The sequence below is a fragment of the Flavobacterium sp. genome, assembly GCF_017985075.1.
Taxonomy (GTDB): Bacteria; Bacteroidota; Bacteroidia; order Flavobacteriales; family Flavobacteriaceae; genus Flavobacterium.
In genome coordinates this window covers 38,083-57,583 of sequence record NZ_JAGNYF010000009.1, presented here as the reverse complement: position 1 = coordinate 57,583, position 19,501 = coordinate 38,083, and the positions used below count along the sequence as shown (strand labels likewise).

The window sequence follows — 19,501 nt, the reverse complement described above, 5'->3', positions numbered from 1 at the left end:
ATCATATTGTTTTGGAAAGACGGTAAAGTCGATATTACCAAGTATTTCTGTAGTATCAAAAGTGGCGAACCAGTCGGCACCCACTTTGTTTTTAAGTTCTTCTTCTCGTATGTTTTTGTATTTCATTGGGTTGCATATGCGTCTCTGTACAAGCAGCAGTGGAGGCATCACATATACAGATTTAGGTTAGTAATTAGGTAGATTTGGGACGACATAAAACGAATTGCACTTTTGTACTGGGGGCAAAAAAGGGTGTTTTGTCGTGTTTGTTTTTTATTTCATAGGGGTGGGTTTTTTTTTAGTTTCTGGTTGTAGGGATTTTTGTGTGGGAGCGGGGAGTGCTATATGATTTTGACTTTTTCTTAAAAGTATTCATATTTTCTAATTTCTATATTATCAATTTCATCGTTTAAATACGATATTTTTTTTGTCCATTTTCCAAATTTATTAAACTGTGAATAAGTGTATGAATATTTAAAAATTTTATCATTAATTGATGAATCAGTAATATTTTCAATTATATTTCCATTTAAATCATACTTCATTGACTCAGTTGAAATTAAGCTATCATCAACATTATAAGTTTCTATTTTTATTACATAACCTTTATCATCGTATGAGTTTTTAGAATAATTGAATAAAATTTCATCTTGGTATCTTTTTTCTAATTCAATATTTCCTTTTGAATCATAATAGAATACATTTTTTTGTATACCATCTGAATCAAATCTAAAATGTTCTGTTTTTTGACCTTTATCATTATATATGAATGTCCATTTCGTATTTAGACTACCATCACTCTTATATAAAATATATTCAATTTCATTTCCGTTTTTATCGTATTTAAAAATGGTTTTTTCAATTAATGAACCATCTAAATTATAAAGATTTCTTTCTACAGGATGATTAGCAATATTAAACTTTGTAGTTTCTTTAACGTTTAAATAAGTATCATAGGGATTTTCTGATTTTGATAAATAAGAAATAGCATTACCTTTTTTGTCATAGTAAATAGTACTCTTAAAAGTTAATTCACCTTTTTCAATTTTTCCAAATTTATTTAAACCTTTATATGTTTCCGTAGTTTCTTTCTTAACTATATTCTGTCCCACACAATATTGAAATGAATATAGTATTATAGTTAATATTATCTTATACATAGTAAATGTTTTTATTTATTGTTAATACAAATTTTAATATATTTTGTGCAGCGTGGTACAAATCTTCAACAAAGTAATAATACCCAGCTTGCAAAACGGCTGTTGCCGGTAGTTTTTATTTTTTCTGATTTTTCGAATAATATCGACTTAATTCAATATCTATTTCCTTGAGCATTTGTTGACTTTTCCTTCTTATCATTATGCTATTTGAACGTTCCATCGATTCGTATAATTTTCTCTGAATTCTATCAGAAAAATCTCTTACAATTTGTTCTGGAGCATCGTTATTTATTAGGTGATTTAATTCTTGAAATTCCATTCTAGCTCTATCATACTCAAATGAAACTTCTTCCTTTTCTCTGAGTAATAACTCATTTCTTTCGTCAAATCGCCTTAATGTTTTCCTGAAATCACCTCTTAAATCATTCATTTCAGCCATTACAATTTGAAGCATTTTTGCAGTATCTTTTTCACCAATATCTTTTAATGAAGCAGGACTTGATAGAGATAATAAGTTTATCAAACTATTTATTCCTTCTCCTGCATCTGTTGCTTTTTTTGTTGCTACAATAGCATCTTCAAGTGCTTTTTGGTCTTCAAGAACATCACGATAACTTAATTCTTTTCTATATTCAGTATAACGTAAAGGTGATATGTCAAAAATTTTGGGAGTTCCGCATTCTTGAACTAAAACAGTCGGTTTGTCGAAAGCCTGTCTTAAACCAAGTTCAAATAAAACATTTGGATTTCTATTCGAAAGGTCGCAAACCGCCATTGGTGATTCAATTAGTTTTTTCAAAATATCCAAATGAATTAAATTAGTCTGTTTTACTTCATCCGCCCTTACAGGATTAAATCCTGCATTCACACAAGAAACACTAATTATATCTTCATATACTTTTTTAAAATGTCCTTTTTCATAACCTTCAGGGTCAGCAATCGGCATAATAATAAAACAATCTAATTGTTTTTTGTTATCGATGATTTCTTCTTTTTTTGTCATTTTTCTAAAATTACTTTCAACTTGTATATTGTCTATTAAAATCAGACATAGCTACCCAATTTCGGATGGATATGTCTGACAAATATTTTATATTTCATAAAACTAACTACTTTGTTTTACACTAAGTAATCGAATATTGACATTACCTATCGAATAGTCGCATTAGTTTTATTGTGTGCAAAAACCTTATGTTTTACAAAGTAATATTATGTTGTATTGCTATTTTCAAATCTATGATTTATAATTTGTACTTTAAGTCAAATCAATGTAGAATGATTCCTACAAAATAGGTGTGGGGTTATGGGTAAAAGTTTTAGGATGAAGGGTTTGGGGTTATATGTATCTTATTTTTTGTAGAACTTTTATTTAGGTTGCGACTTCAATTTTACTACAAATAGTGGATAACCTGAAATTTCACGTTCCGAACGTGAAAATTTAGGTTGTCTAACGTAAAATTTCACGTCCTGAACGTAAAAATTGGGGTGGTATAACGTAAAATTTCACGTCCTGAACGTAAAAATTGGGGTGGTATAACGTAAAATTTCACGTCTCGAACGTAAAATTTCAGGTATTTAACAAAAAAAACCTTTGGCAGTACACCAAAGGTTTTCAAAATGTAAGAGGGTTTGCTTATTCTTATTCGGTTTTAGCTGCACTACTCGAATTAGTTGCTGAAAAAAACTGCCCAATTTCGGCTACTTTTTGGCTAAACCCCTGCGCATTAGCGTTCGATTTGTATTTGGCATAATCATAGTCTGTTAGTGATGCCTGGTAATTGTCAAAATCTTGTAAAATTTTCGAATTTGAAATTCCATCAATAACGGTTTGCAATCGGATTATAATGTTTTGTTTAAAATTTCGGTCATCAAAATCGGCTAAAAATTCTACCCAATCCACCTCTGGACTTGATAAAGCAGGCTGATTATCTCTAAAGTCTTTTACTTTATTAATAATTAGCTTGTTTTGTTCGTTTACACTACCATACTTTTGGCGCTCTTCTGGGGTTAGGTTAGCGGTTTTGTTTACCAATGCACCCTCTACTTGCGTAAGTAATGTGCTTAACGCTGTTTTTTCAGCAGTAGTAAAATGTCTGTTTTCTAAATTGTTAAATGGCATAATTAAAAAAGTTAAGGTTACTAAATAAATTTTTAGGTAGCATTGAGGGCTGATGTTCTCGTTATTGTACCTAATTTCAAATTTAAATAATAAACTTTAAATTTTTGTGTAGAATGTTTCCGACAAAAAGGGGGAAGGGTGTTTGGTATTTGGTGTTGGGTAAAGGGTAAAGGGTAAAGGGTGAAGGGTAAAGGGTGTAAGGCATAAGTCCATACTTTGCCACTTTGCTACTCTGCCACTTTGAAACTCTTTACTGCAGCGTCTTTATTTACAACTTTATCGCAAGTTCTAATTTTCCGCCCAATCCTAATTCTACTATTTTTTGCAAAGTGGAAAATCGTACTTCTTTTACGTTGTTCTCAATTCTTGAAATATAGGATTTTGTGGTTCCGCTTTTATGAGCAAGTTCTTCTTGAGTCAACCCTTTTTCAATTCGAGCTTCGTGTATTAATGCGCCAAGTTTGAACTGTTCATACCCTTTTTCTAATTTATCACGTTTTTCAGTTCCTGATTTGCCATAAAACTCATCTTTGAATTCGGCAAGCGTTTTTAAATTATTTGTTTTCGTTTTCATATTCTTTTTTTATTTTTAATGCTTTTTCTATTTCTTTTTTTGGTGTTTTCTGTTCTTTCTTTTGAAATCCATTCGCAAGAACGATTAATTTTCCTTTGTCAAAAAAACAGAATATTCTAAAAATATCACTTCCTTGTTTCACTCTTATTTCATATAATCCATCTGTGTTTTCTATATGTTTTAAATACGTTTCTGGAATTTTCTCTAAATGTTCAATTAATTGCAACGTCCAAGTTATCTTATCTTGAACCTTTTCTCTTTGTTTTATAAAAAATTCGGTAAAGTACTCTTTGTAAAAGGTTACTGTTCTTATTTTCTTTTCTTTATCCAAAATACAAAATTAATAAAGTTGCTCTAAAGGACAACATTTTAAATCAATTATTTTCAATATAAATTGATAAGTTTCTATTTTACTTGATTTTTCGGTGTTTTCAACCACTCATTTATATATTACAAAACATTATATAACCAATAAGCTGTAGAGGTCAGATAATCGTAAGTTTTGTTTTATCAAATGTATTAAATCAATTCCAAACTTATTTGTAGAATGATTCCGACAAAAGGGTATTGGGTGAAGGGTAAAGGGTAAAGGGTAAAGGGTGTTAGTCTATACTTTGCCACTTTGCCACTTTGCTACTTTGCCACTCAGAAACTCTAATTCACCACCGCATTAATCTTCTGCCAAAGTACTTCGTCAAAATCAGATAAGGCTGGATTACTGTTGTCTGCGGCATTGCCCATTCTGATAATAACTAATTTGCGGCTAGGCACTATGTATATTTTTTGGTCGTCCATGCCTAATGCGCAATACATATCTGCTGGGGCGGTAGTGATGATACTACCATTAAATTGCAATTGACTTTGAGGAAGATGAAAGCTGCTTTTTCCGTTTAGCCACCACAAATAGCCGTACGCTAAATTAATTTGTTGAGAAGTTGTTGTGGCAGCATTCATATAATTTGAATTGATAATTTGTGTACCATTCCAATTGCCATTGGCTAAAGCCAGTAAGCCAAAACGCGCCATACTTCGGCTGTTACTCCAATAGACACTTAATGCCGTTGGATCGGTAACCCAAGCGCCAGTCATCCCAATTGGGTTGCGTAATTTGTTGTTAAAGTAAGTGTCCCACGTTTGATTGGTGGCAGTGGCTACCACATCTTGTAATTTTACATATACATTATGATACGCCCATCGGGTGCCTGCATCGGCTACGTATTGTAAATTATTGGGTGTTACTGTATCGCCTAAAGCATCGTTTAACCCAGAATTCATACTTAATAAATTCTTACAAGTAATTAAGTTTTCCTTAGCTAAAGGCGCACTCGTCCAGCCCGTTCCTATATAATCGGATACTTTGTTGTTAATATTTATTAGTCCTTCTTGCGCTGCAATCCCTGTAACGGTTGAAGTTAGCGTTTTTCCTGCACTTGCCCAATACCATGGGGTAGTAGCGGTATGTCCGTTGTAATACTTTTCTAAAACTATTTTTCCGTTGTGTAAAACAATAAAACTTTTTGAGTGTTTTTCAATTAGGTAGGCGTCAAGTGCCGCAATGTTTGCCGTATTCCAACCTAAATTTTCAGGTGCTATGGTTTCCCAAGTAGTACCAGAATTTGGTGGAAAATACATAGGTTCCACTGGTGGAGTAGTACAACCACAATCCGTTTCACCACAAGAAATGAATAGAATACTTAATAATAGACTACTTAGACGGATTAGATTTCTTAGATTTTTAGACATATTAGACATATTAGACTTCTTAGATTGTTAGATTGTTAGACTTCTTAGATTTTTCCCTTAACCTTTAACCCTTCACCTTAAACCCTCTTCGCTTCCTCCCAAAACACATCCATTTCGGCTAATGTCATATCAGATAACGATTTGCCTAATGTGCTGGCTTTACTTTCTAAATACTTAAAGCGTTTGATGAATTTTTTGTTGGTGCGTTCTAAGGCGTCTTCTGGGTTGATGTTTAAAAAGCGGGCGTAGTTAATCATAGAGAATAACACATCGCCAAATTCGGCTTCCATTTTATCTTGATTGTTAGCGGCTATTTCCACTTGTAATTCGGCAATTTCTTCTTCTACTTTTTCCCAAACCTGTTGCGTTTCTTCCCAATCGAATCCTACACCTTTAACTTTATCTTGAATTCTGCTGGCTTTTACTAATGCTGGTAAACTTTTTGGTACACCTTCTAACACCGAAGTTCTGCCTTCTTTTAATTTCAGCTTTTCCCAATTTTGTTTTACTTGTTCTTCGTTTTCCACCACCACATCGCCATAAATATGTGGATGACGGTCTATTAACTTCTCGCAAATGCTATTGGCCACATCGGCAATGTCAAAATCATTTGTTTCTGAACCTATTTTGGAATAAAACACAATATGTAGTAACAAATCGCCCAGTTCTTTTTTAATTTCAGGTAAATCATTATCTAAAATAGCATCACCTAATTCATAGGTTTCTTCTATGGTAAGATGACGCAAGCTTTCTAACGTTTGCTTTTTATCCCACGGACATTTCTCACGTAAATCGTCCATAATATCCAGTAATCTTTCAAAGGCTTGTAGTTGTTGGGCTCTTGTGTTCATTCTTTTATTTCAAAATTCAAAATTCGTTGTTGGTTATTCAAAATTTAATGGCTTTCAGCTTTTAGCGATTAGCTTTTAGATTGTTAGAGTTTTAGACTTGTTATAGTATCAAAGTTGCAGAGTGGCAAAGTTTCAAAGTATTGACTTTCGACCTTAGACTTATGCCTTATACTTATCTCTTAACCCTTCACCCTTTACCCAATACCCAAAACCCTTGTGTCAAAGATAAAAAAATATCCCAAACTAAATTAAGAATGGGATATACTATATTTCTTTATGGAAAAAGCTTATTCAGCGGTTTCTTCTTTTACTTCTGCATTTAAAGCATCTAAAGTCACATAGCCCTTAGGTTGTAAAATATTATACCAATTGAATATTTTTTTAATATCCGAAGTGTATACACGGTCTTCGTCATATTCTGGTAAAATTTCACGGAAATAGCTTTTTAATTTGTCGTCTGTTTCTTTGTGCGAAATAGTAGCTTCTCCGTTTTCTTTGGTAGCTATTGATTTAAAAATATCAATTAGTTTTACTTCTTCATTATAAGTAAACACGGCAATTTCAGATAATAAACTTACGTTACTTCTTAATCCTACAGTAATTTTTTTACCATCTAATAAGGATTCTGCCACAAATCCTGAACGGGTTTGTACTTTTAATTCGTATAATCCTGGCTTTCCAGAAATGGCTAATATTTTTTGAAAACTCATAGTTTTTTGTTTTTTTATGGTCGCAAATATATATTTTAAAAAATGAATTTCCAATTTGAAAATCCAAAATAAAACATAAAATTTTTAGGTCCGATTTATTTGATTTTTAAGTTGGCAAATTTCATTCTATAATCGGGTCTGGCTTTGCCTTCCATAATATTTTGAAGTTTCTTACCTACTAATTTTTTCTTTAACATAGATAAATGGTCGGTAAATAAAACGCCTTCAATATGATCGTATTCGTGTTGTATTACTCTAGCAATCAATCCGTTGTAAACTTCTGTTTTTTTTTCGAAGTTTTCATCGTAATATTCAATAGTAACGGTTTCATGACGCAAAACGTCTTCACGCACATCGGGAATACTTAAACAACCTTCATTAAATGCCCAAATTTCACCTTCTTCTTTTAAAATTTTAGCATTAATAAACGTTTGTTTGAACCCTTTTAATTGTTCGGATTCCTCTTTAGTAACTTCGTCGCTATCTGCAAATGGGGTAGTGTCAATTACAAATAATCGGATGGCTAAACCTACTTGAGGTGCTGCCAAACCTACGCCATAAGCATTGTACATGGTTTCATACATATTGCTTAATGTTTCGGTTAAGTTTGGATACTCTGGTGTAATGTCTTCGCAAACTTTTCTTAAAACAGCTTCGCCATATCCGTATATAGGTAAAATCATGGTTTCTTTTTTTTGCAAAATTAGCAAATTTTCTTTTATTCTTGCTTATTAATTTTCTGAACCCTTTTATAATGTAATTACATAACAAAAAAATAACATTAGAATAAAGCAGTCAAACAATAAAATTCGTATATTTGTGTTATAAATAAAACATTAAACAATTCTTAAAAGCCATGAAAAAAATAATTCTATTTGCATTTATATTTTCAGCTTCACTGTCTTTTGCTCAAAATTGGACTACTTCTTTAGATTCGGCCAAAACGGAAGCAATATCTTCGAATAAAAATATTCTTTTGGTTTTTTCTGGATCTGATTGGTGTGCACCTTGTATAAAATTAGACAGGACTATTTTTCAATCTGATGTTTTTAAAACTGAAGCAGAAAAGAAATGGGTATTGTTAAAAGCAGATTTTCCAAAGAAAAAGGGAAATGCTTTATCTGAAGCACAAACAGAAAGTAATAAAAAATTAGCCGAAAAATATAATAAAGAAGGTAATTTCCCATTGGTAGTTTTGTTAGACGCTACGGGTAAAGTATTAGGAATTACTGGCTATAAGAACGTATCACCTACAGAATATGTGCAACTTTTAAATGCGATGGTAAACTAATGAAATTGAAATTTTGTCTCTTTTTGTTTTTAGGAACCTTAACTGCTTTTTCTCAAATTACGCACAAGAAAAAGTATGCTTTATTGGGCAGTCCGTTTGAAATTACTGTAGTAGCCAAAGACACGGTTGAAGGAAATTTTTATGTCAATTTAGCTGTAAATGAAGTAAAACGAATTGAAAATTTAATTTCAGATTGGATTCCGACTACACAAATTTCACAAGTAAATCAGAATGCAGGTATAGTGCCTATTAAAGTCAATAATGAAGTATTTGAATTGGTAGAACGTGCCCTTAAAATATCAAAATTAACCGATGGTGCTTTCGATATTTCGTATGCGTCAATGGATAAGATTTGGAAATTTGATGGTTCGATGAAAGAAATGCCTTCGCCTGAAGCTATTAAAAAATCAGTAGAACGAATTGGTTACGAAAAAATAATTTTAGACACCAAAAACAAAACGATTTTCCTTAAAAATTCAGGTATGAAATTAGGACTTGGCGGTATTGGTCAGGGATACATTGCCGATAAAGTGAAAGAAGTACTTCAAGCCAAAGGTTGTACTGCCGGAATTGTAAATGTTTCGGGAGATATAAACACTTGGGGAAGTCAAATCGATGGCAAACCTTGGACGGTTGGTATTGTTAATCCAGTAAATAAAAATAAAGTATTCGCTACGTTTCCGTTGGTTGATAGCGCTGTGGAGACGTCTGGGAGTTATGAAAAATATGTCACGTTTAACAACATTCGCTATTCGCACATAATTGACCCGCGTTCTGGATATCCAGCAACTGGCATAGTAAGTGTTTCGGTTTTTGCTAAACAAACAGAAATTGCAGATGCGTTGGCAACGGGTGTTTTTGTGTTGGGTGTAGAGGTAGGGTTGAACTTAATCAATCAACTAAAAGGCATTGAGTGCATCATTGTGGATGATAAAGGTAAAATTTTTACTTCAAAAGGAATTGACATTAAAAAATATGAATAAAAGCACTCCTTAATTGGTTTGTAAATAAATAAAATATGAGAAAGTTTTTAAAATTATCCGTGTTGCTTTTGGTTTTCCAATCGTGTAATTCGGTTAAAGAGTACGAAAAAGAAAAAATCAACGATGTAGATATGAAATTATCTGCTCGTGCTTCAGAACGTTACGAAACGTCTTTTCAAGTGTATCGTGAAGCGGCTGCTGGTGCCAATGGTGGAAAATCGGGTGGTGGTTGCGGTTGTAATTAATTTATAAAGATGAAAAAAATAGTATTCGCCCTAAGTTTATGTACGTTTTTATCGTACGCGCAACAAAAAAAAGACACCACCATTGTATTTAAAAAACGTGTTTTAGAAACTACTGAAATCGATTTTTTATCCAGTTATTACAAACAAGATGGTACGCATTCTTCTGTAGGTGGTGGAATTGGTTCTGAAAAATTAACCAATGCTACAGCCAACATAGTAATTGCTATGCCTTTAAATGACGATGATGTTTTGACAATTGATAGCGGAATTTCTGCATATACATCAGCTTCGTCAAGTAATATCAATCCGTTTAATGCTTCAGGGGCTTCCAGAGGTGGTGGTGGAGATGATGACGATAGAGTAGCTGCTGCTGCATTGGCTGCAGGTCCGACAGGTTCGCCTTGGCAAGCGTCTTCTGGTGCGTCACAAAGTGATGTGTTGGCTGCCATAAATGCCAATTACAGTCATAGTAGCGACGATAGAAATTTAATTTGGAATGCCGATGTGGCGTTTTCAAATGAATATGATTATACTTCAATAGGTTTTGGAGGAGGCATTTCGAAATTATTTAATGATAAAAATTCAGAAGTGTCCTTAAAAGTCAATGCTTATTTAGACCAATGGCGCCCAATTTATCCAACCGAATTGAGTGAGTTTGGTAAATTTGGCTCTGGTTTTCAGAGTAATGGTTATTTTGCTGGTGTAACGGTATACAATCAAAGTGGTGCTATTTCTTCGGCTTATTTACCAAATACGTTCTCAAAATGGAGTGCTGTGGGCAGAAACTCGTATTCGGCCTCTGTTGGTTTCTCTCAAGTGTTAACCAAAAAGTTTCAGTTTTCTGTATTTTTCGATATCTTAAAACAAGATGGAATGTTATCCACACCGTATCATAGAATCTATTTTGCAGATAAACCCAATTATTATATTGGAAATTCTGCAAGTATTTCTAATTACGAAAACCCTTCAAATAGTGATGTGTATCGCTTAGCGGATGATATTGAACGCTTACCAAACACTCGTTTTAAATTGCCAATTGGCGCACGATTAAATTATTACTTAAACGAGAGAGTCGTTTTTAGAACGTATTACCGCTATTATTCTGACGATTGGGACATACAAGCACATACGGCTTCTATTGAAATTCCTGTGAAAGTATCTGATAAATTTACCATTTTTCCAATGTATAGATATTATACGCAGATGCAGTCTAAATATTTTGCGCCTTTTGAACAACATCTTTCTACGGAAAAATTCTATACTTCAGATTTTGATTTGTCTACATTTAACGCCAACCAATATGGCGCCGGATTTACGTATACCGACATATTTACCGCTGCAAAAATTTGGAAATTTGGTTTAAAAAATATCGATTTCAGATTCAATCATTACGAAAGAACTGATGGTTTAAATGCGAATATTGCTACGATTGCATTCAAATTTGTAAATCAGTAACTCTTATTCATTAGCACCACCTACATCATTATTATCCAGTTTTACAGGATATTTAGGGTTAAATAACGCAATAAACTTTTTAGTTTTATAGGTGTTGTAAGTCATTTTATTTGACAATGCAATAATGGTTAATGTATCTGTTTTTTGAGTAATATACGATGAGGTATTTCCGTGCCACCAACCGTTATGATAGGTTAGAGTTGGTGCTTCTTTCCATTCACGTAAACGAATGCCTAATCCGTAATTTTTTTCACCTTTCGATTCGTAACTGTATCCTTTAAAAATTTCTTTCTTTAGTTTTTCGCTAAAAAAGTTATCTGAATACGTGGCTAAATCAAACTTTAATAAATCGCGTGCTGTTGAATAAATGTTTTTATCGCCATAAACCAAATCCAAATGGTCAAAAGCTAGGCGTAATCGATTCGATTTATAAGTTTGACTTACGGTGTCGTGGTGTTTTTCGTAGTCAAATACAAACGTGTTTTTCATTCCTAAGGGTTTAAAAAGTAGTTCGTTCATCGCTTCGTGATAACGCATTCCAGAAACCTTTTCAATAATAAGCGCTAATAAAGAATAGTTGGTGTTGCAATAGGCAAATCGCGTTCCTGGTTTACTTTCTAAATGAATTTTTCCAGAATTAATTAACTTTAAAATATCTTGATTGGTGATGCGTTTTGAACGGTCCCATTTCACATCTCGTTCAATAAAATAACCATAATGACGCAAGCCGCTTCGGTGATTTAATAACATTCTTACCGTAATATCTTTATGATAAAAACCTTCTAAGTAGTTGGAAACTTTATCGTCTAAACCAATTTTTTCTTGGTCAACCATTCTTAAAATAACCGCTGCCGTTAAAACTTTACTTACAGAAGCGATATGAATGGGCTTATTTTTTCCGTTTTTATCGTCTTTTTCTTTGTAAGCAAACCCTTGATAATCTTCAAACAAGATTTTTCCGTTTTTTGCCACTAAAAACTGACCGTAGAAATCACCTTTGTTAATTAATTTGTTGTATTGGTAACTGATTTCGTTTTTTTGTTTCTCGCAATACGCAGAATCTAATTCGTTAAATGCTACAAAAAAGTCGCTTTGGTCTTGTTGTGTGCCATTTTTTTTTGAAAATTCCGATGCATTGTCTTTGCAAGAAAGTGTAAATAAAATAAGTGATAAGAGTGTAAGGCGTATTCTCATTATTTTCTGATTTCTATAGTTGGATTTTGTTCGATTAACTGCTCAATAAATTGGTCTCTGTTGATTGGTGATATAAATATGTCGTCGTATTTGTGATAAACAATTTCAATACCTCTGTGATGAAAGCCTGGTTTGTAAAAATTTGTTTTCATTATAGAATTGGAATATTTTATGTTTTTAATTTCTGAAATTTTAATTTTTGTTTTGTAAAAAAACATAGAAACAACCAATACGTTTTCTTGAATTTCGTAATAGGTAGTGAAAAATGTTACTGTAATTAACACACTTGGAAACAAAATTAGAATACCAATAGGCGCCAAAACCATTTCAATAGAATCTCCAGATAAAAAAGCAATAAGCGACACGAGTACTGCAGGAAATAAGGGTATAAAGAAATTAATTTTACTAAAGTCCGATTTGTATTTCATCTATTGTTTTACTGTTTTTTTAGGGCAAATCACATTCTCAAAATATTAATTAAGTACGATTTTATAAAAATGTCATCTGCTTTTGCAAATTAAAGTATTTTTGAAGTATTTTTGATAAAAAATATTGAAAATGTCAACTATCAACTGGAAAATCGTAAAAGAGTACGAAGATATCACGTATAAAAAATGTGATGGTGTAGCGCGTATTGCCTTCAACAGACCTGATGTGCGAAATGCATTCCGACCAAAAACAACTGCCGAATTATTAGATGCTTTTAAAGATGCCCACGAAGATACTTCTATTGGAGTGGTTTTATTATCTGCAGAAGGACCTTCTTCAAAAGACGGAATTTGGAGTTTTTGTAGTGGTGGCGATCAAAAAGCAAGAGGCAAGCAAGGGTATGTAGGCGAAGACGGCTATCACCGATTAAATATATTAGAAGTACAACGTTTAATTCGTTTTATGCCAAAAGCAGTTATTGCTGTGGTTCCGGGTTGGGCTGTTGGTGGCGGACATAGTTTGCACGTCGTATGCGATTTAACTTTAGCAAGTAAAGAACACGCCATTTTTAAACAAACGGATGCTGATGTAACCAGTTTTGATGGCGGCTATGGTTCAGCATATTTAGCCAAAATGGTAGGACAGAAAAAAGCAAGAGAAATTTTCTTTTTAGGTAGAAACTACTCAGCACAAGAGGCCTACGAAATGGGTATGGTAAATGCTGTAATTCCGCACACTGAATTAGAATCAACTGCTTACGAATGGGCGCAAGAAATATTAGGTAAATCGCCAATGTCTATCAGAATGTTAAAATTCGCTATGAATTTAACCGATGACGGTATGGTGGGACAACAAGTTTTTGCTGGTGAAGCCACACGATTGGCCTATATGAGCGAAGAAGCTGTAGAAGGTAGAAATGCGTTCTTGGAAAAACGAAAACCTAATTTTGAGAAAAAGTACATTCCTTAGATGGGTGAAGGGTGAAGGGTGTTAGGTAAAGGGTGATAGGTAAAGGGTAAAAGTAAAAAGAGAAAAGAGAAAAGAGAAAAGTAAAAAGTGTTCACAAATAAAAAACTTCTTTTAGTTTTAAGTAGTTCAATGCTATTGTATTGGTTGCTTAGCAAAACAATTGATGTATATCAGATTACTATTTTAGGAGTTCTTTTTGAAATTATTTGGCTTCCAATGTTAGTGTTGTTTATTGTTTTGCCAATACTAAATACCTATTCACTAATTAAAAACAAAAATAGTTTGATGTCGTATTTTAGTTTGGCATTAAATGTAATTACACTATTAATCGTTTTCTTAGTTTAATGAAAAACACAATACAACCTTGGATTCAAGCGGCACGCTTACGAACGTTACCCCTTTCTATTTCTGGAATTTTGGTAGGAAGTGCGTATGCGTATTACCAACATTCATTTGATTGGATTATTTTTGTGTTGGCATTATGTACCACATTATCTTTTCAAATATTATCCAATTTCGCTAACGATTATGGCGATGGCATAAAAGGCACAGATGCCAATAGAATTGGCGAAAAGCGATTAGTAGCTTCGGGTGAAATTACGTCTGCCCAAATGAAAAAGGCAATTATCATCAACTCGGTTATAGCCTTTGTTTTAGCTGTAGCTTTAATTTATTTTGCATTTGGACAAGAAAATTTTGTGTATTCGTTTACTTTTTTGGTGTTAGGAATGGCTTCAATTGCCGCAGCCATAAAATATACCGTTGGAAATAATGCTTATGGATATAGCGGTTTTGGAGATGTTTTCGTTTTTATCTTTTTTGGATTAGTAGCTGTTATTGGAAGCAATTTTTTGTACTCGCAACATATCGATATTAAATTATTTCTTCCCGCTACGGCGATAGGGATGTTAAGCACCGCTGTATTAAACTTAAATAATATGCGCGATATTGAGAATGACAGAATCGCAAATAAAAATACGTTAGTGGTAAAGTTTGGATTGAAATGGGCTAAAAAATACCAACATTTCTTAATTATTGTTCCGTTTTTATGTTTGTTTGTCTTTTCAATAGGAGTAAAAACGAAAATATTTTTAAGCTTTTTTGTTTTTATTTTCTTTTTAATGCATTTAGAAAAAGTAAGAAAATCAACTTCTGCTGTAGATTTTGATCCTGAATTAAAAAAAGTAGCATTAGGAACATTTGTTTTAAGTATACTAATTTGGATTAGCTTTTTATATTAATAAAAATAATAGTAACTATGAAAATAACATTTTACGGACACGCGTGCTTGGGTATTCAAATCAATGATACTCATATTTTGGTAGATCCTTTTATTACAGGAAATGCAAAAGCGTCTCACATTTCTATAGATGAAATTGAAGCCGATTATATATTGCTAACACATGCGCATCAAGACCATATTTTAGATGTGGAAACTATTGCCAAACGAACAGATGCAGTAATTGTATCTAATTATGAAATTGCTTCACATTATGGAAATAAAGGATTTCATTATCATCCAATGAACCACGGCGGAAGTTGGGATTTCGAATTTGGGAATGTCAAATACGTGAATGCGATTCATACCTCCTCATTTCCTGATGGAAGCTATGGTGGGCAACCAGGTGGATTTGTAATTGAAGGTGAGCATAAAAACATATACATCGCTGGCGATACGGCTTTAACAATGGATATGAAATTGATTCCGATGCGAACCAAATTAGATTTGGCTATTTTGCCTATCGGAAGTAATTTTACAATGGATGTGGAAGATGCTATTATCGCTTCAGACTTTGTAGAATGTGATAAAATATTAGGCTATCATTACGATACTTTCGGTTATATCGAAATTAATCACGAAGAAGCCAAACGTAAATTCTTCCAAAAAGGAAAAGATTTAATGTTATTAGAAATAGGACAAAGCATCGATTTATAAACTTTGGTATCAAAATTGCTTAACAACAGAAAAACTATTTAATGAAAAAAATATTCTTATTTCTTCTTATTACTCAAATTTCTTTCGCTCAGAAAGATGGTTTTTGGGATAAAGAACGCGCGTTTACTAAAGAAATTAAACTTTCATCGGGCAACCGAACCTTAGTGAAAATTGACGACTTGCCTGAGGGTGCCTCTGAATTTGTATTCCGAATTTCATTAATTGATGAAAACGGAAAAATCACAAATAGCTTGGCATCTATACTAAAAGCCATACCAGATCCTACAGGTATTAGTCAAGGCACAGCAGGCGCTATTGTATTAACTAATTCTCTTTCTGGCGACGATACTTGTGTTTATGGAATTTACACATCTGAGAAGGCCGGAAATCAGTTTTTAAAAGACGGAAAGTTAGAAACGGCTTGTTATTTCAGTAAAGAACCCATAAATAAAGACAGTAAAGTAATTTCTATTAAAAACACAAAATGTTTTGAAAACACACCAAATATTTGGTTTGTTTTTGAAAATAAAAACTGGGTATTAAGCACCAAAATAGTATTGGAAGTGGTTTCTTGGATAGATTATTCAGCCAGTAGAGGTTGGAATTTAGAAACAAAAAAAGAAATAGTTACACTTGGAAAAAAATTAGATTGGTATAAAAAATCACCAAAAGAAGCCGTTTTTTTAGCTCAATTTGTAGCAAGTTTTACAGAAAAATACAAATATTCTGAGTACAAACAATTGATAGCAGTAGAGAAATCTAAAGCAGTTGCTGAGGTACAAGAAATAGCTTTAAAAAAAACCAATCAATTTGATTTGTATTTAAATACGATACGAATAGAAGCCGTTCAGTTAAATAAGAATAATAAAGTTGATGAAGCCATTTCAAAAATTCAAGACGAAATTATATTTAAAAAAGCAGCCAGTCATATCGATTATGGTTTATTGGGAAATTTCTACTTATTTTCAAAACAATTTGCTAAAGCAGAAGATAATATAAACAAAGCTATAGCTTTAGAAAAGAACGATTTAACACATCAATTGCAATTGGCTCACGTGTATTTATTTACAGACCGTGTTTCGGAAGCTAAAGACCTTCATAATCAATACAAAACGCAAAACATTGCCTCAAATACAAGTTGGGTAAATCAAACGAAATCTGATTTTTCTGAGTTTGAAAAGAAAGGCTTTCCAATAAATAATTTTAAAAAAATACTAAGAATCCTTGAATAATTATTTCGCAGAGACGCACGAAGAATACGTAAAGTCACACAAATTTTGCGAATCTTTGCGAAACTCTGTTTAACAAAATGAAAGCTACCTATAAAAAATACATCCTAAACTTTAAACGTCCAAGCGGTACCTCTCGTGGTGTGATGACGGAAAAAGAAACCTGGTTTTTACTATTGGAAGAAAATGGTAAAATTGGAATAGGTGAGTGCGGATTGTTGCGTGGTTTATCAGTTGATGACCGACCAGATTATGAAGAAAAATTGAAATGGGTGTGTGAAAACATTCATTTAGGTAAGGATCAATTATGGGATGCATTACTTGAATTTCCTTCCATTCAATTTGGTGTTGAGATGGCATTTTTATCTTTACAAGCTAAATCTCTATTTGAATTGTTTCCTTCTGAATTTACCCAATCGAAAGATTCAATTTTAATTAATGGATTGGTTTGGATGGGTGAGGAAGCGTTTATGAAACAACAAATTGAAGAAAAATTAGCGGAAGGTTTTACCTGTATAAAATTGAAAATTGGCGCTATAGATTTTGAAAAAGAATTGGGTTTATTGCGATTTATTCGTCAACATTTTGATGCAAAAACCATTGAAATACGTGTAGATGCAAACGGTGCTTTTGATTCAAATGAAGCTTTAAATAAATTAAATCAATTATCTGAATTTGAATTACATAGCATTGAGCAGCCTGTTCAAAAAAACAACACTGACAAGATGTCAGAGCTATGCAAAACCACACCTTTTCCAATAGCGTTAGATGAAGAGTTGATTGGTGTTTTTAAATATGAAGCTAAAGCAATGCTTTTAGACGCCATACAGCCACAATATATTATTTTGAAGCCCAGTTTTATTGGCGGCATAAAAGGTAGCTTAGAATGGATAGAATTAGCTGAAAAACGAAATATTGGTTGGTGGATTACTTCGGCATTGGAAAGTAATGTGGGATTAAATGCGATTGCACAATTTACGTACACGTTAAACAATAAAATGCCACAAGGATTAGGAACGGGTGGTTTGTATACTAATAATTTCGCTTGTCCATTAGAAATTAAAAACGGCAAGTTATTTTACGTAAAGGAACGAAATTGGGAATTTAAATTGTAAGTTTACAAATAATTCCTATAAATTATACGTGTTATGAAGTTACTTTTATTACTTTTCTTTTGCTTTACTATGAATACAATTTCAATTTATGATTTTTCTAAAAACTCAAACGTTTCCGACTGGTTAATAGTTGATGATGTGGTAATGGGCGGTCGTTCCAATGGTCGGTTTTCTATCGATGATGATGGGAATGGCGTATTCTCGGGTACAGTGTCTACTGAAAATTATGGAGGATTTTCGTCTGTAAGGTATCAATTTGACAAAATTAATACTAACGCTGACAGTAAAATTACTCTAAAACTAAAAGGCGACGGCAAAGACTACCAAATTAGAATTAAAGACAAAATATCAAAATATTATTCTTATATCTCCACATTTAAAACTAATGGAGACTGGCAAGAAATTAATATTAATATGAAAGATTTATACCCTTCTTTTCGTGGTCAGGATCTAAATCTACCTAATTATAACAGCAATTCATTTGAAGAATTGATTTTTTTAATTGGCAATAAAAAAAATGAGTCTTTTCAATTGGTAATTGATAAAATTGAACTGAATTAAATACTTTCTTAAACTAAAATCACTTTAATACATAATCCAAAAAAAAACGACAAAATTAATTGTCGCTTTTTCTTATTTACACATAGTTTTATAACTCTCAGTTAGTTTTATAAAAGGATCTAAATAATAATTAGCAAAAACGGTACTTTCAAAATCTCGTTTTTCTTTTTTAGTTTTTAAGTTTTTCTTTCCTTCGTTTACGTCGCTTTGCATTTTCTGATATTTTTGTATGGCGTCTTTTTTCATTTCTTCTGAAACATCCATCTTTTGATCGAGTATTTTCTGAAACTCTGGACAATCATTAGTAACGTGCTTAATTGCATTTACTACTTCTTGCCCAATTTTACTTTGATTTTTGAATAAGTCCATCATACTAAAATCTAAAGGATTAATAGCTAAATTATCTTTTGAATTATTTAAATAAAAAACTGTTCTAACATATTTGCCTTGCGCTATCATATTATAACCATAGAAATTTATCGAATCTTTTTTAATTAAAGGCAAAAATATAACACGGTCAGTTTTTTCAATCTTGCCATTGTTATTTGTTGTCAAAATATTTAATCTTTTAAATTCTTTGATATCTTTTGTCTCTATATCAAAGTGCGTAATATAATTTATTGAATCTGCTGAAATTTGAATTGAAGTATCATCTGCATTTTTTCTAAATCTAATTTTTTTTCTATTATAATTAATATCGTTTTCTAGATCACTAGGTTTAAACCCAAAATCTCTGATCTCAATTATGTTTGGAGAATCAAAATCTTGAACTTCACCCATTAATGTTTTCCCATTAGTTAGTTGAACCGTTGCAGGTACATAATCTTTTTTTCCAAAATAAAATTCAACACCAGATGTTTGTTGATTCATTCTACCATTTTGAGCAAATGAATTTAATGCTATCGCAATAAAAAACAATAAAAATAGTTTCTTCATA

The 19,501-nt window shown here is 32.3% G+C and carries 23 protein-coding genes; 11 read left to right on the top strand and 12 right to left on the bottom strand.

The window, feature by feature from the left end; all coding sequences use genetic code 11:
* Nucleotides 1-362: 362 nt before the first annotated feature.
* The 9 genes from KA468_RS03660 to def form a co-directional block, all read right to left on the bottom strand.
* A complete protein-coding gene (locus KA468_RS03660) occupies nucleotides 363-1,160 on the bottom strand; it encodes a hypothetical protein (protein WP_291241583.1) in 798 nt (265 codons plus the stop codon).
* A gap of 115 nt (nucleotides 1,161-1,275) precedes the next feature.
* On the bottom strand, nucleotides 1,276-2,163 hold the full coding sequence (locus KA468_RS03655) for a hypothetical protein (protein ID WP_291241582.1): 888 nt from the start codon (nucleotides 2,161-2,163) through the stop codon (nucleotides 1,276-1,278).
* Nucleotides 2,164-2,799: 636 nt separating this feature from the next.
* The gene (locus KA468_RS03650; protein WP_291241581.1) at nucleotides 2,800-3,279 is read right to left on the bottom strand and encodes a hypothetical protein; all 480 of its coding nucleotides are present in this window, start codon (nucleotides 3,277-3,279) and stop codon (nucleotides 2,800-2,802) included.
* 268 nt (nucleotides 3,280-3,547) lie between these two features.
* On the bottom strand, nucleotides 3,548-3,853 hold the full coding sequence (locus tag KA468_RS03645) for a helix-turn-helix transcriptional regulator (protein WP_291241580.1): 306 nt from the start codon (nucleotides 3,851-3,853) through the stop codon (nucleotides 3,548-3,550).
* Nucleotides 3,834-4,184, bottom strand: coding sequence for a type II toxin-antitoxin system RelE/ParE family toxin (locus tag KA468_RS03640; RefSeq protein WP_291241579.1), 351 nt, complete (start codon nucleotides 4,182-4,184; stop codon nucleotides 3,834-3,836). Before KA468_RS03640 ends, KA468_RS03645 begins: the two co-directional genes overlap by 20 nt.
* 323 nt (nucleotides 4,185-4,507) lie before the next feature.
* Nucleotides 4,508-5,596: a serine hydrolase gene (locus KA468_RS03635; RefSeq protein WP_291241578.1), complete on the bottom strand. Its 1,089-nt coding sequence runs from the start codon at nucleotides 5,594-5,596 to the stop codon at nucleotides 4,508-4,510.
* A 77-nt stretch (nucleotides 5,597-5,673) separates the two neighbouring features.
* A complete protein-coding gene (mazG, locus tag KA468_RS03630) occupies nucleotides 5,674-6,447 on the bottom strand; it encodes a nucleoside triphosphate pyrophosphohydrolase (RefSeq protein WP_291241577.1) in 774 nt (257 codons plus the stop codon).
* A gap of 287 nt (nucleotides 6,448-6,734) precedes the next feature.
* Nucleotides 6,735-7,157 (bottom strand): DUF5606 domain-containing protein, encoded by a 423-nt coding sequence (locus tag KA468_RS03625; protein WP_291241576.1) that lies wholly within the window; start codon nucleotides 7,155-7,157, stop codon nucleotides 6,735-6,737.
* Nucleotides 7,158-7,252: 95 nt separating this feature from the next.
* Nucleotides 7,253-7,840, bottom strand: coding sequence for a peptide deformylase (def, locus tag KA468_RS03620; RefSeq protein WP_291241575.1), 588 nt, complete (start codon nucleotides 7,838-7,840; stop codon nucleotides 7,253-7,255).
* Nucleotides 7,841-8,013: 173 nt separating this feature from the next.
* Between def and KA468_RS03615 the strand changes: the two genes are divergently transcribed.
* From KA468_RS03615 to KA468_RS03600, 4 genes are read left to right on the top strand one after another with little or no spacing between them, the layout of a single operon-like run.
* On the top strand, nucleotides 8,014-8,448 hold the full coding sequence (locus tag KA468_RS03615; RefSeq protein ID WP_291241574.1) for a thioredoxin family protein: 435 nt from the start codon (nucleotides 8,014-8,016) through the stop codon (nucleotides 8,446-8,448).
* Nucleotides 8,448-9,431 (top strand): FAD:protein FMN transferase, encoded by a 984-nt coding sequence (locus KA468_RS03610; RefSeq protein WP_291241573.1) that lies wholly within the window; start codon nucleotides 8,448-8,450, stop codon nucleotides 9,429-9,431. Before KA468_RS03615 ends, KA468_RS03610 begins: the two co-directional genes overlap by 1 nt.
* 35 nt (nucleotides 9,432-9,466) lie before the next feature.
* Nucleotides 9,467-9,676, top strand: a complete 210-nt coding sequence (locus tag KA468_RS03605) for a DUF4266 domain-containing protein (RefSeq protein ID WP_291241572.1) — start codon at nucleotides 9,467-9,469, stop codon at nucleotides 9,674-9,676.
* 9 nt (nucleotides 9,677-9,685) lie between these two features.
* Nucleotides 9,686-11,131, top strand: a complete 1,446-nt coding sequence (locus tag KA468_RS03600) for a DUF3570 domain-containing protein (RefSeq protein ID WP_291241571.1) — start codon at nucleotides 9,686-9,688, stop codon at nucleotides 11,129-11,131.
* A gap of 3 nt (nucleotides 11,132-11,134) precedes the next feature.
* Here the strand turns inward: KA468_RS03600 and KA468_RS03595 are convergent, their stop codons facing one another.
* A complete protein-coding gene (locus KA468_RS03595) occupies nucleotides 11,135-12,325 on the bottom strand; it encodes a serine hydrolase (protein WP_291241570.1) in 1,191 nt (396 codons plus the stop codon).
* Nucleotides 12,325-12,753, bottom strand: a complete 429-nt coding sequence (locus KA468_RS03590) for a PH domain-containing protein (RefSeq protein WP_291241569.1) — start codon at nucleotides 12,751-12,753, stop codon at nucleotides 12,325-12,327. Before KA468_RS03590 ends, KA468_RS03595 begins: the two co-directional genes overlap by 1 nt.
* A gap of 130 nt (nucleotides 12,754-12,883) precedes the next feature.
* Here KA468_RS03590 and KA468_RS03585 point away from each other — a divergent pair, with 130 nt between their 5' ends.
* The 7 genes from KA468_RS03585 to KA468_RS03555 all read left to right on the top strand — a co-directional run bounded on the left by KA468_RS03585 (nucleotide 12,884) and on the right by KA468_RS03555 (nucleotide 18,564).
* Nucleotides 12,884-13,723, top strand: a complete 840-nt coding sequence (locus tag KA468_RS03585; RefSeq protein ID WP_291241568.1) for a 1,4-dihydroxy-2-naphthoyl-CoA synthase — start codon at nucleotides 12,884-12,886, stop codon at nucleotides 13,721-13,723.
* 87 nt (nucleotides 13,724-13,810) lie between these two features.
* Nucleotides 13,811-14,068, top strand: a complete 258-nt coding sequence (locus KA468_RS03580; protein WP_291241567.1) for a hypothetical protein — start codon at nucleotides 13,811-13,813, stop codon at nucleotides 14,066-14,068.
* Complete coding sequence (gene menA / locus KA468_RS03575) at nucleotides 14,068-14,964, top strand: 1,4-dihydroxy-2-naphthoate octaprenyltransferase (protein WP_291241566.1); 897 nt, start codon at nucleotides 14,068-14,070, stop codon at nucleotides 14,962-14,964. Before KA468_RS03580 ends, menA begins: the two co-directional genes overlap by 1 nt.
* A 17-nt stretch (nucleotides 14,965-14,981) precedes the next feature.
* The gene (locus KA468_RS03570) at nucleotides 14,982-15,659 is read left to right on the top strand and encodes a metal-dependent hydrolase (protein ID WP_291241565.1); all 678 of its coding nucleotides are present in this window, start codon (nucleotides 14,982-14,984) and stop codon (nucleotides 15,657-15,659) included.
* A 41-nt stretch (nucleotides 15,660-15,700) separates the two neighbouring features.
* A complete protein-coding gene (locus KA468_RS03565; protein WP_291241564.1) occupies nucleotides 15,701-16,891 on the top strand; it encodes a hypothetical protein in 1,191 nt (396 codons plus the stop codon).
* A 77-nt stretch (nucleotides 16,892-16,968) separates the two neighbouring features.
* Nucleotides 16,969-18,003: an o-succinylbenzoate synthase gene (locus tag KA468_RS03560; RefSeq protein ID WP_291241563.1), complete on the top strand. Its 1,035-nt coding sequence runs from the start codon at nucleotides 16,969-16,971 to the stop codon at nucleotides 18,001-18,003.
* Between the two features lie 69 nt (nucleotides 18,004-18,072).
* Nucleotides 18,073-18,564, top strand: coding sequence for a CIA30 family protein (locus KA468_RS03555; RefSeq protein WP_291241562.1), 492 nt, complete (start codon nucleotides 18,073-18,075; stop codon nucleotides 18,562-18,564).
* A 72-nt stretch (nucleotides 18,565-18,636) separates the two neighbouring features.
* On the opposite strand, the gene KA468_RS03550 is transcribed toward KA468_RS03555, so the two are convergent.
* Complete coding sequence (locus KA468_RS03550; RefSeq protein WP_291241561.1) at nucleotides 18,637-19,500, bottom strand: hypothetical protein; 864 nt, start codon at nucleotides 19,498-19,500, stop codon at nucleotides 18,637-18,639.
* Between the last annotated feature and the right edge of the window lies 1 nt (nucleotide 19,501).

Excerpts from the sequence above, each read along its gene's own strand:
- KA468_RS03600 (WP_291241571.1), top strand. The coding sequence starts at position 9,686 with ATGAAAAAAATAGTATTCGCCCTAAGTTTATGTACGTTTTTATCGTAC.
- KA468_RS03625 (WP_291241576.1), bottom strand. The coding sequence starts at position 7,157 with ATGAGTTTTCAAAAAATATTAGCCATTTCTGGAAAGCCAGGATTATAC.
- def (WP_291241575.1), bottom strand. The coding sequence starts at position 7,840 with ATGATTTTACCTATATACGGATATGGCGAAGCTGTTTTAAGAAAAGTT.
- KA468_RS03645 (WP_291241580.1), bottom strand. The coding sequence starts at position 3,853 with ATGAAAACGAAAACAAATAATTTAAAAACGCTTGCCGAATTCAAAGAT.
- menA (WP_291241566.1), top strand. The coding sequence starts at position 14,068 with ATGAAAAACACAATACAACCTTGGATTCAAGCGGCACGCTTACGAACG.
- KA468_RS03660 (WP_291241583.1), bottom strand. The coding sequence starts at position 1,160 with ATGTATAAGATAATATTAACTATAATACTATATTCATTTCAATATTGT.
- KA468_RS03650 (WP_291241581.1), bottom strand. The coding sequence starts at position 3,279 with ATGCCATTTAACAATTTAGAAAACAGACATTTTACTACTGCTGAAAAA.
- KA468_RS03610 (WP_291241573.1), top strand. The coding sequence starts at position 8,448 with ATGAAATTGAAATTTTGTCTCTTTTTGTTTTTAGGAACCTTAACTGCT.
- KA468_RS03615 (WP_291241574.1), top strand. The coding sequence starts at position 8,014 with ATGAAAAAAATAATTCTATTTGCATTTATATTTTCAGCTTCACTGTCT.
- KA468_RS03595 (WP_291241570.1), bottom strand. The coding sequence starts at position 12,325 with ATGAGAATACGCCTTACACTCTTATCACTTATTTTATTTACACTTTCT.
- KA468_RS03605 (WP_291241572.1), top strand. The coding sequence starts at position 9,467 with ATGAGAAAGTTTTTAAAATTATCCGTGTTGCTTTTGGTTTTCCAATCG.
- KA468_RS03570 (WP_291241565.1), top strand. The coding sequence starts at position 14,982 with ATGAAAATAACATTTTACGGACACGCGTGCTTGGGTATTCAAATCAAT.
- KA468_RS03635 (WP_291241578.1), bottom strand. The coding sequence starts at position 5,596 with ATGTCTAAAAATCTAAGAAATCTAATCCGTCTAAGTAGTCTATTATTA.
- KA468_RS03565 (WP_291241564.1), top strand. The coding sequence starts at position 15,701 with ATGAAAAAAATATTCTTATTTCTTCTTATTACTCAAATTTCTTTCGCT.
- KA468_RS03585 (WP_291241568.1), top strand. The coding sequence starts at position 12,884 with ATGTCAACTATCAACTGGAAAATCGTAAAAGAGTACGAAGATATCACG.
- KA468_RS03590 (WP_291241569.1), bottom strand. The coding sequence starts at position 12,753 with ATGAAATACAAATCGGACTTTAGTAAAATTAATTTCTTTATACCCTTA.
- KA468_RS03560 (WP_291241563.1), top strand. The coding sequence starts at position 16,969 with ATGAAAGCTACCTATAAAAAATACATCCTAAACTTTAAACGTCCAAGC.
- KA468_RS03550 (WP_291241561.1), bottom strand. The coding sequence starts at position 19,500 with ATGAAGAAACTATTTTTATTGTTTTTTATTGCGATAGCATTAAATTCA.
- KA468_RS03555 (WP_291241562.1), top strand. The coding sequence starts at position 18,073 with ATGAATACAATTTCAATTTATGATTTTTCTAAAAACTCAAACGTTTCC.
- KA468_RS03655 (WP_291241582.1), bottom strand. The coding sequence starts at position 2,163 with ATGACAAAAAAAGAAGAAATCATCGATAACAAAAAACAATTAGATTGT.
- mazG (WP_291241577.1), bottom strand. The coding sequence starts at position 6,447 with ATGAACACAAGAGCCCAACAACTACAAGCCTTTGAAAGATTACTGGAT.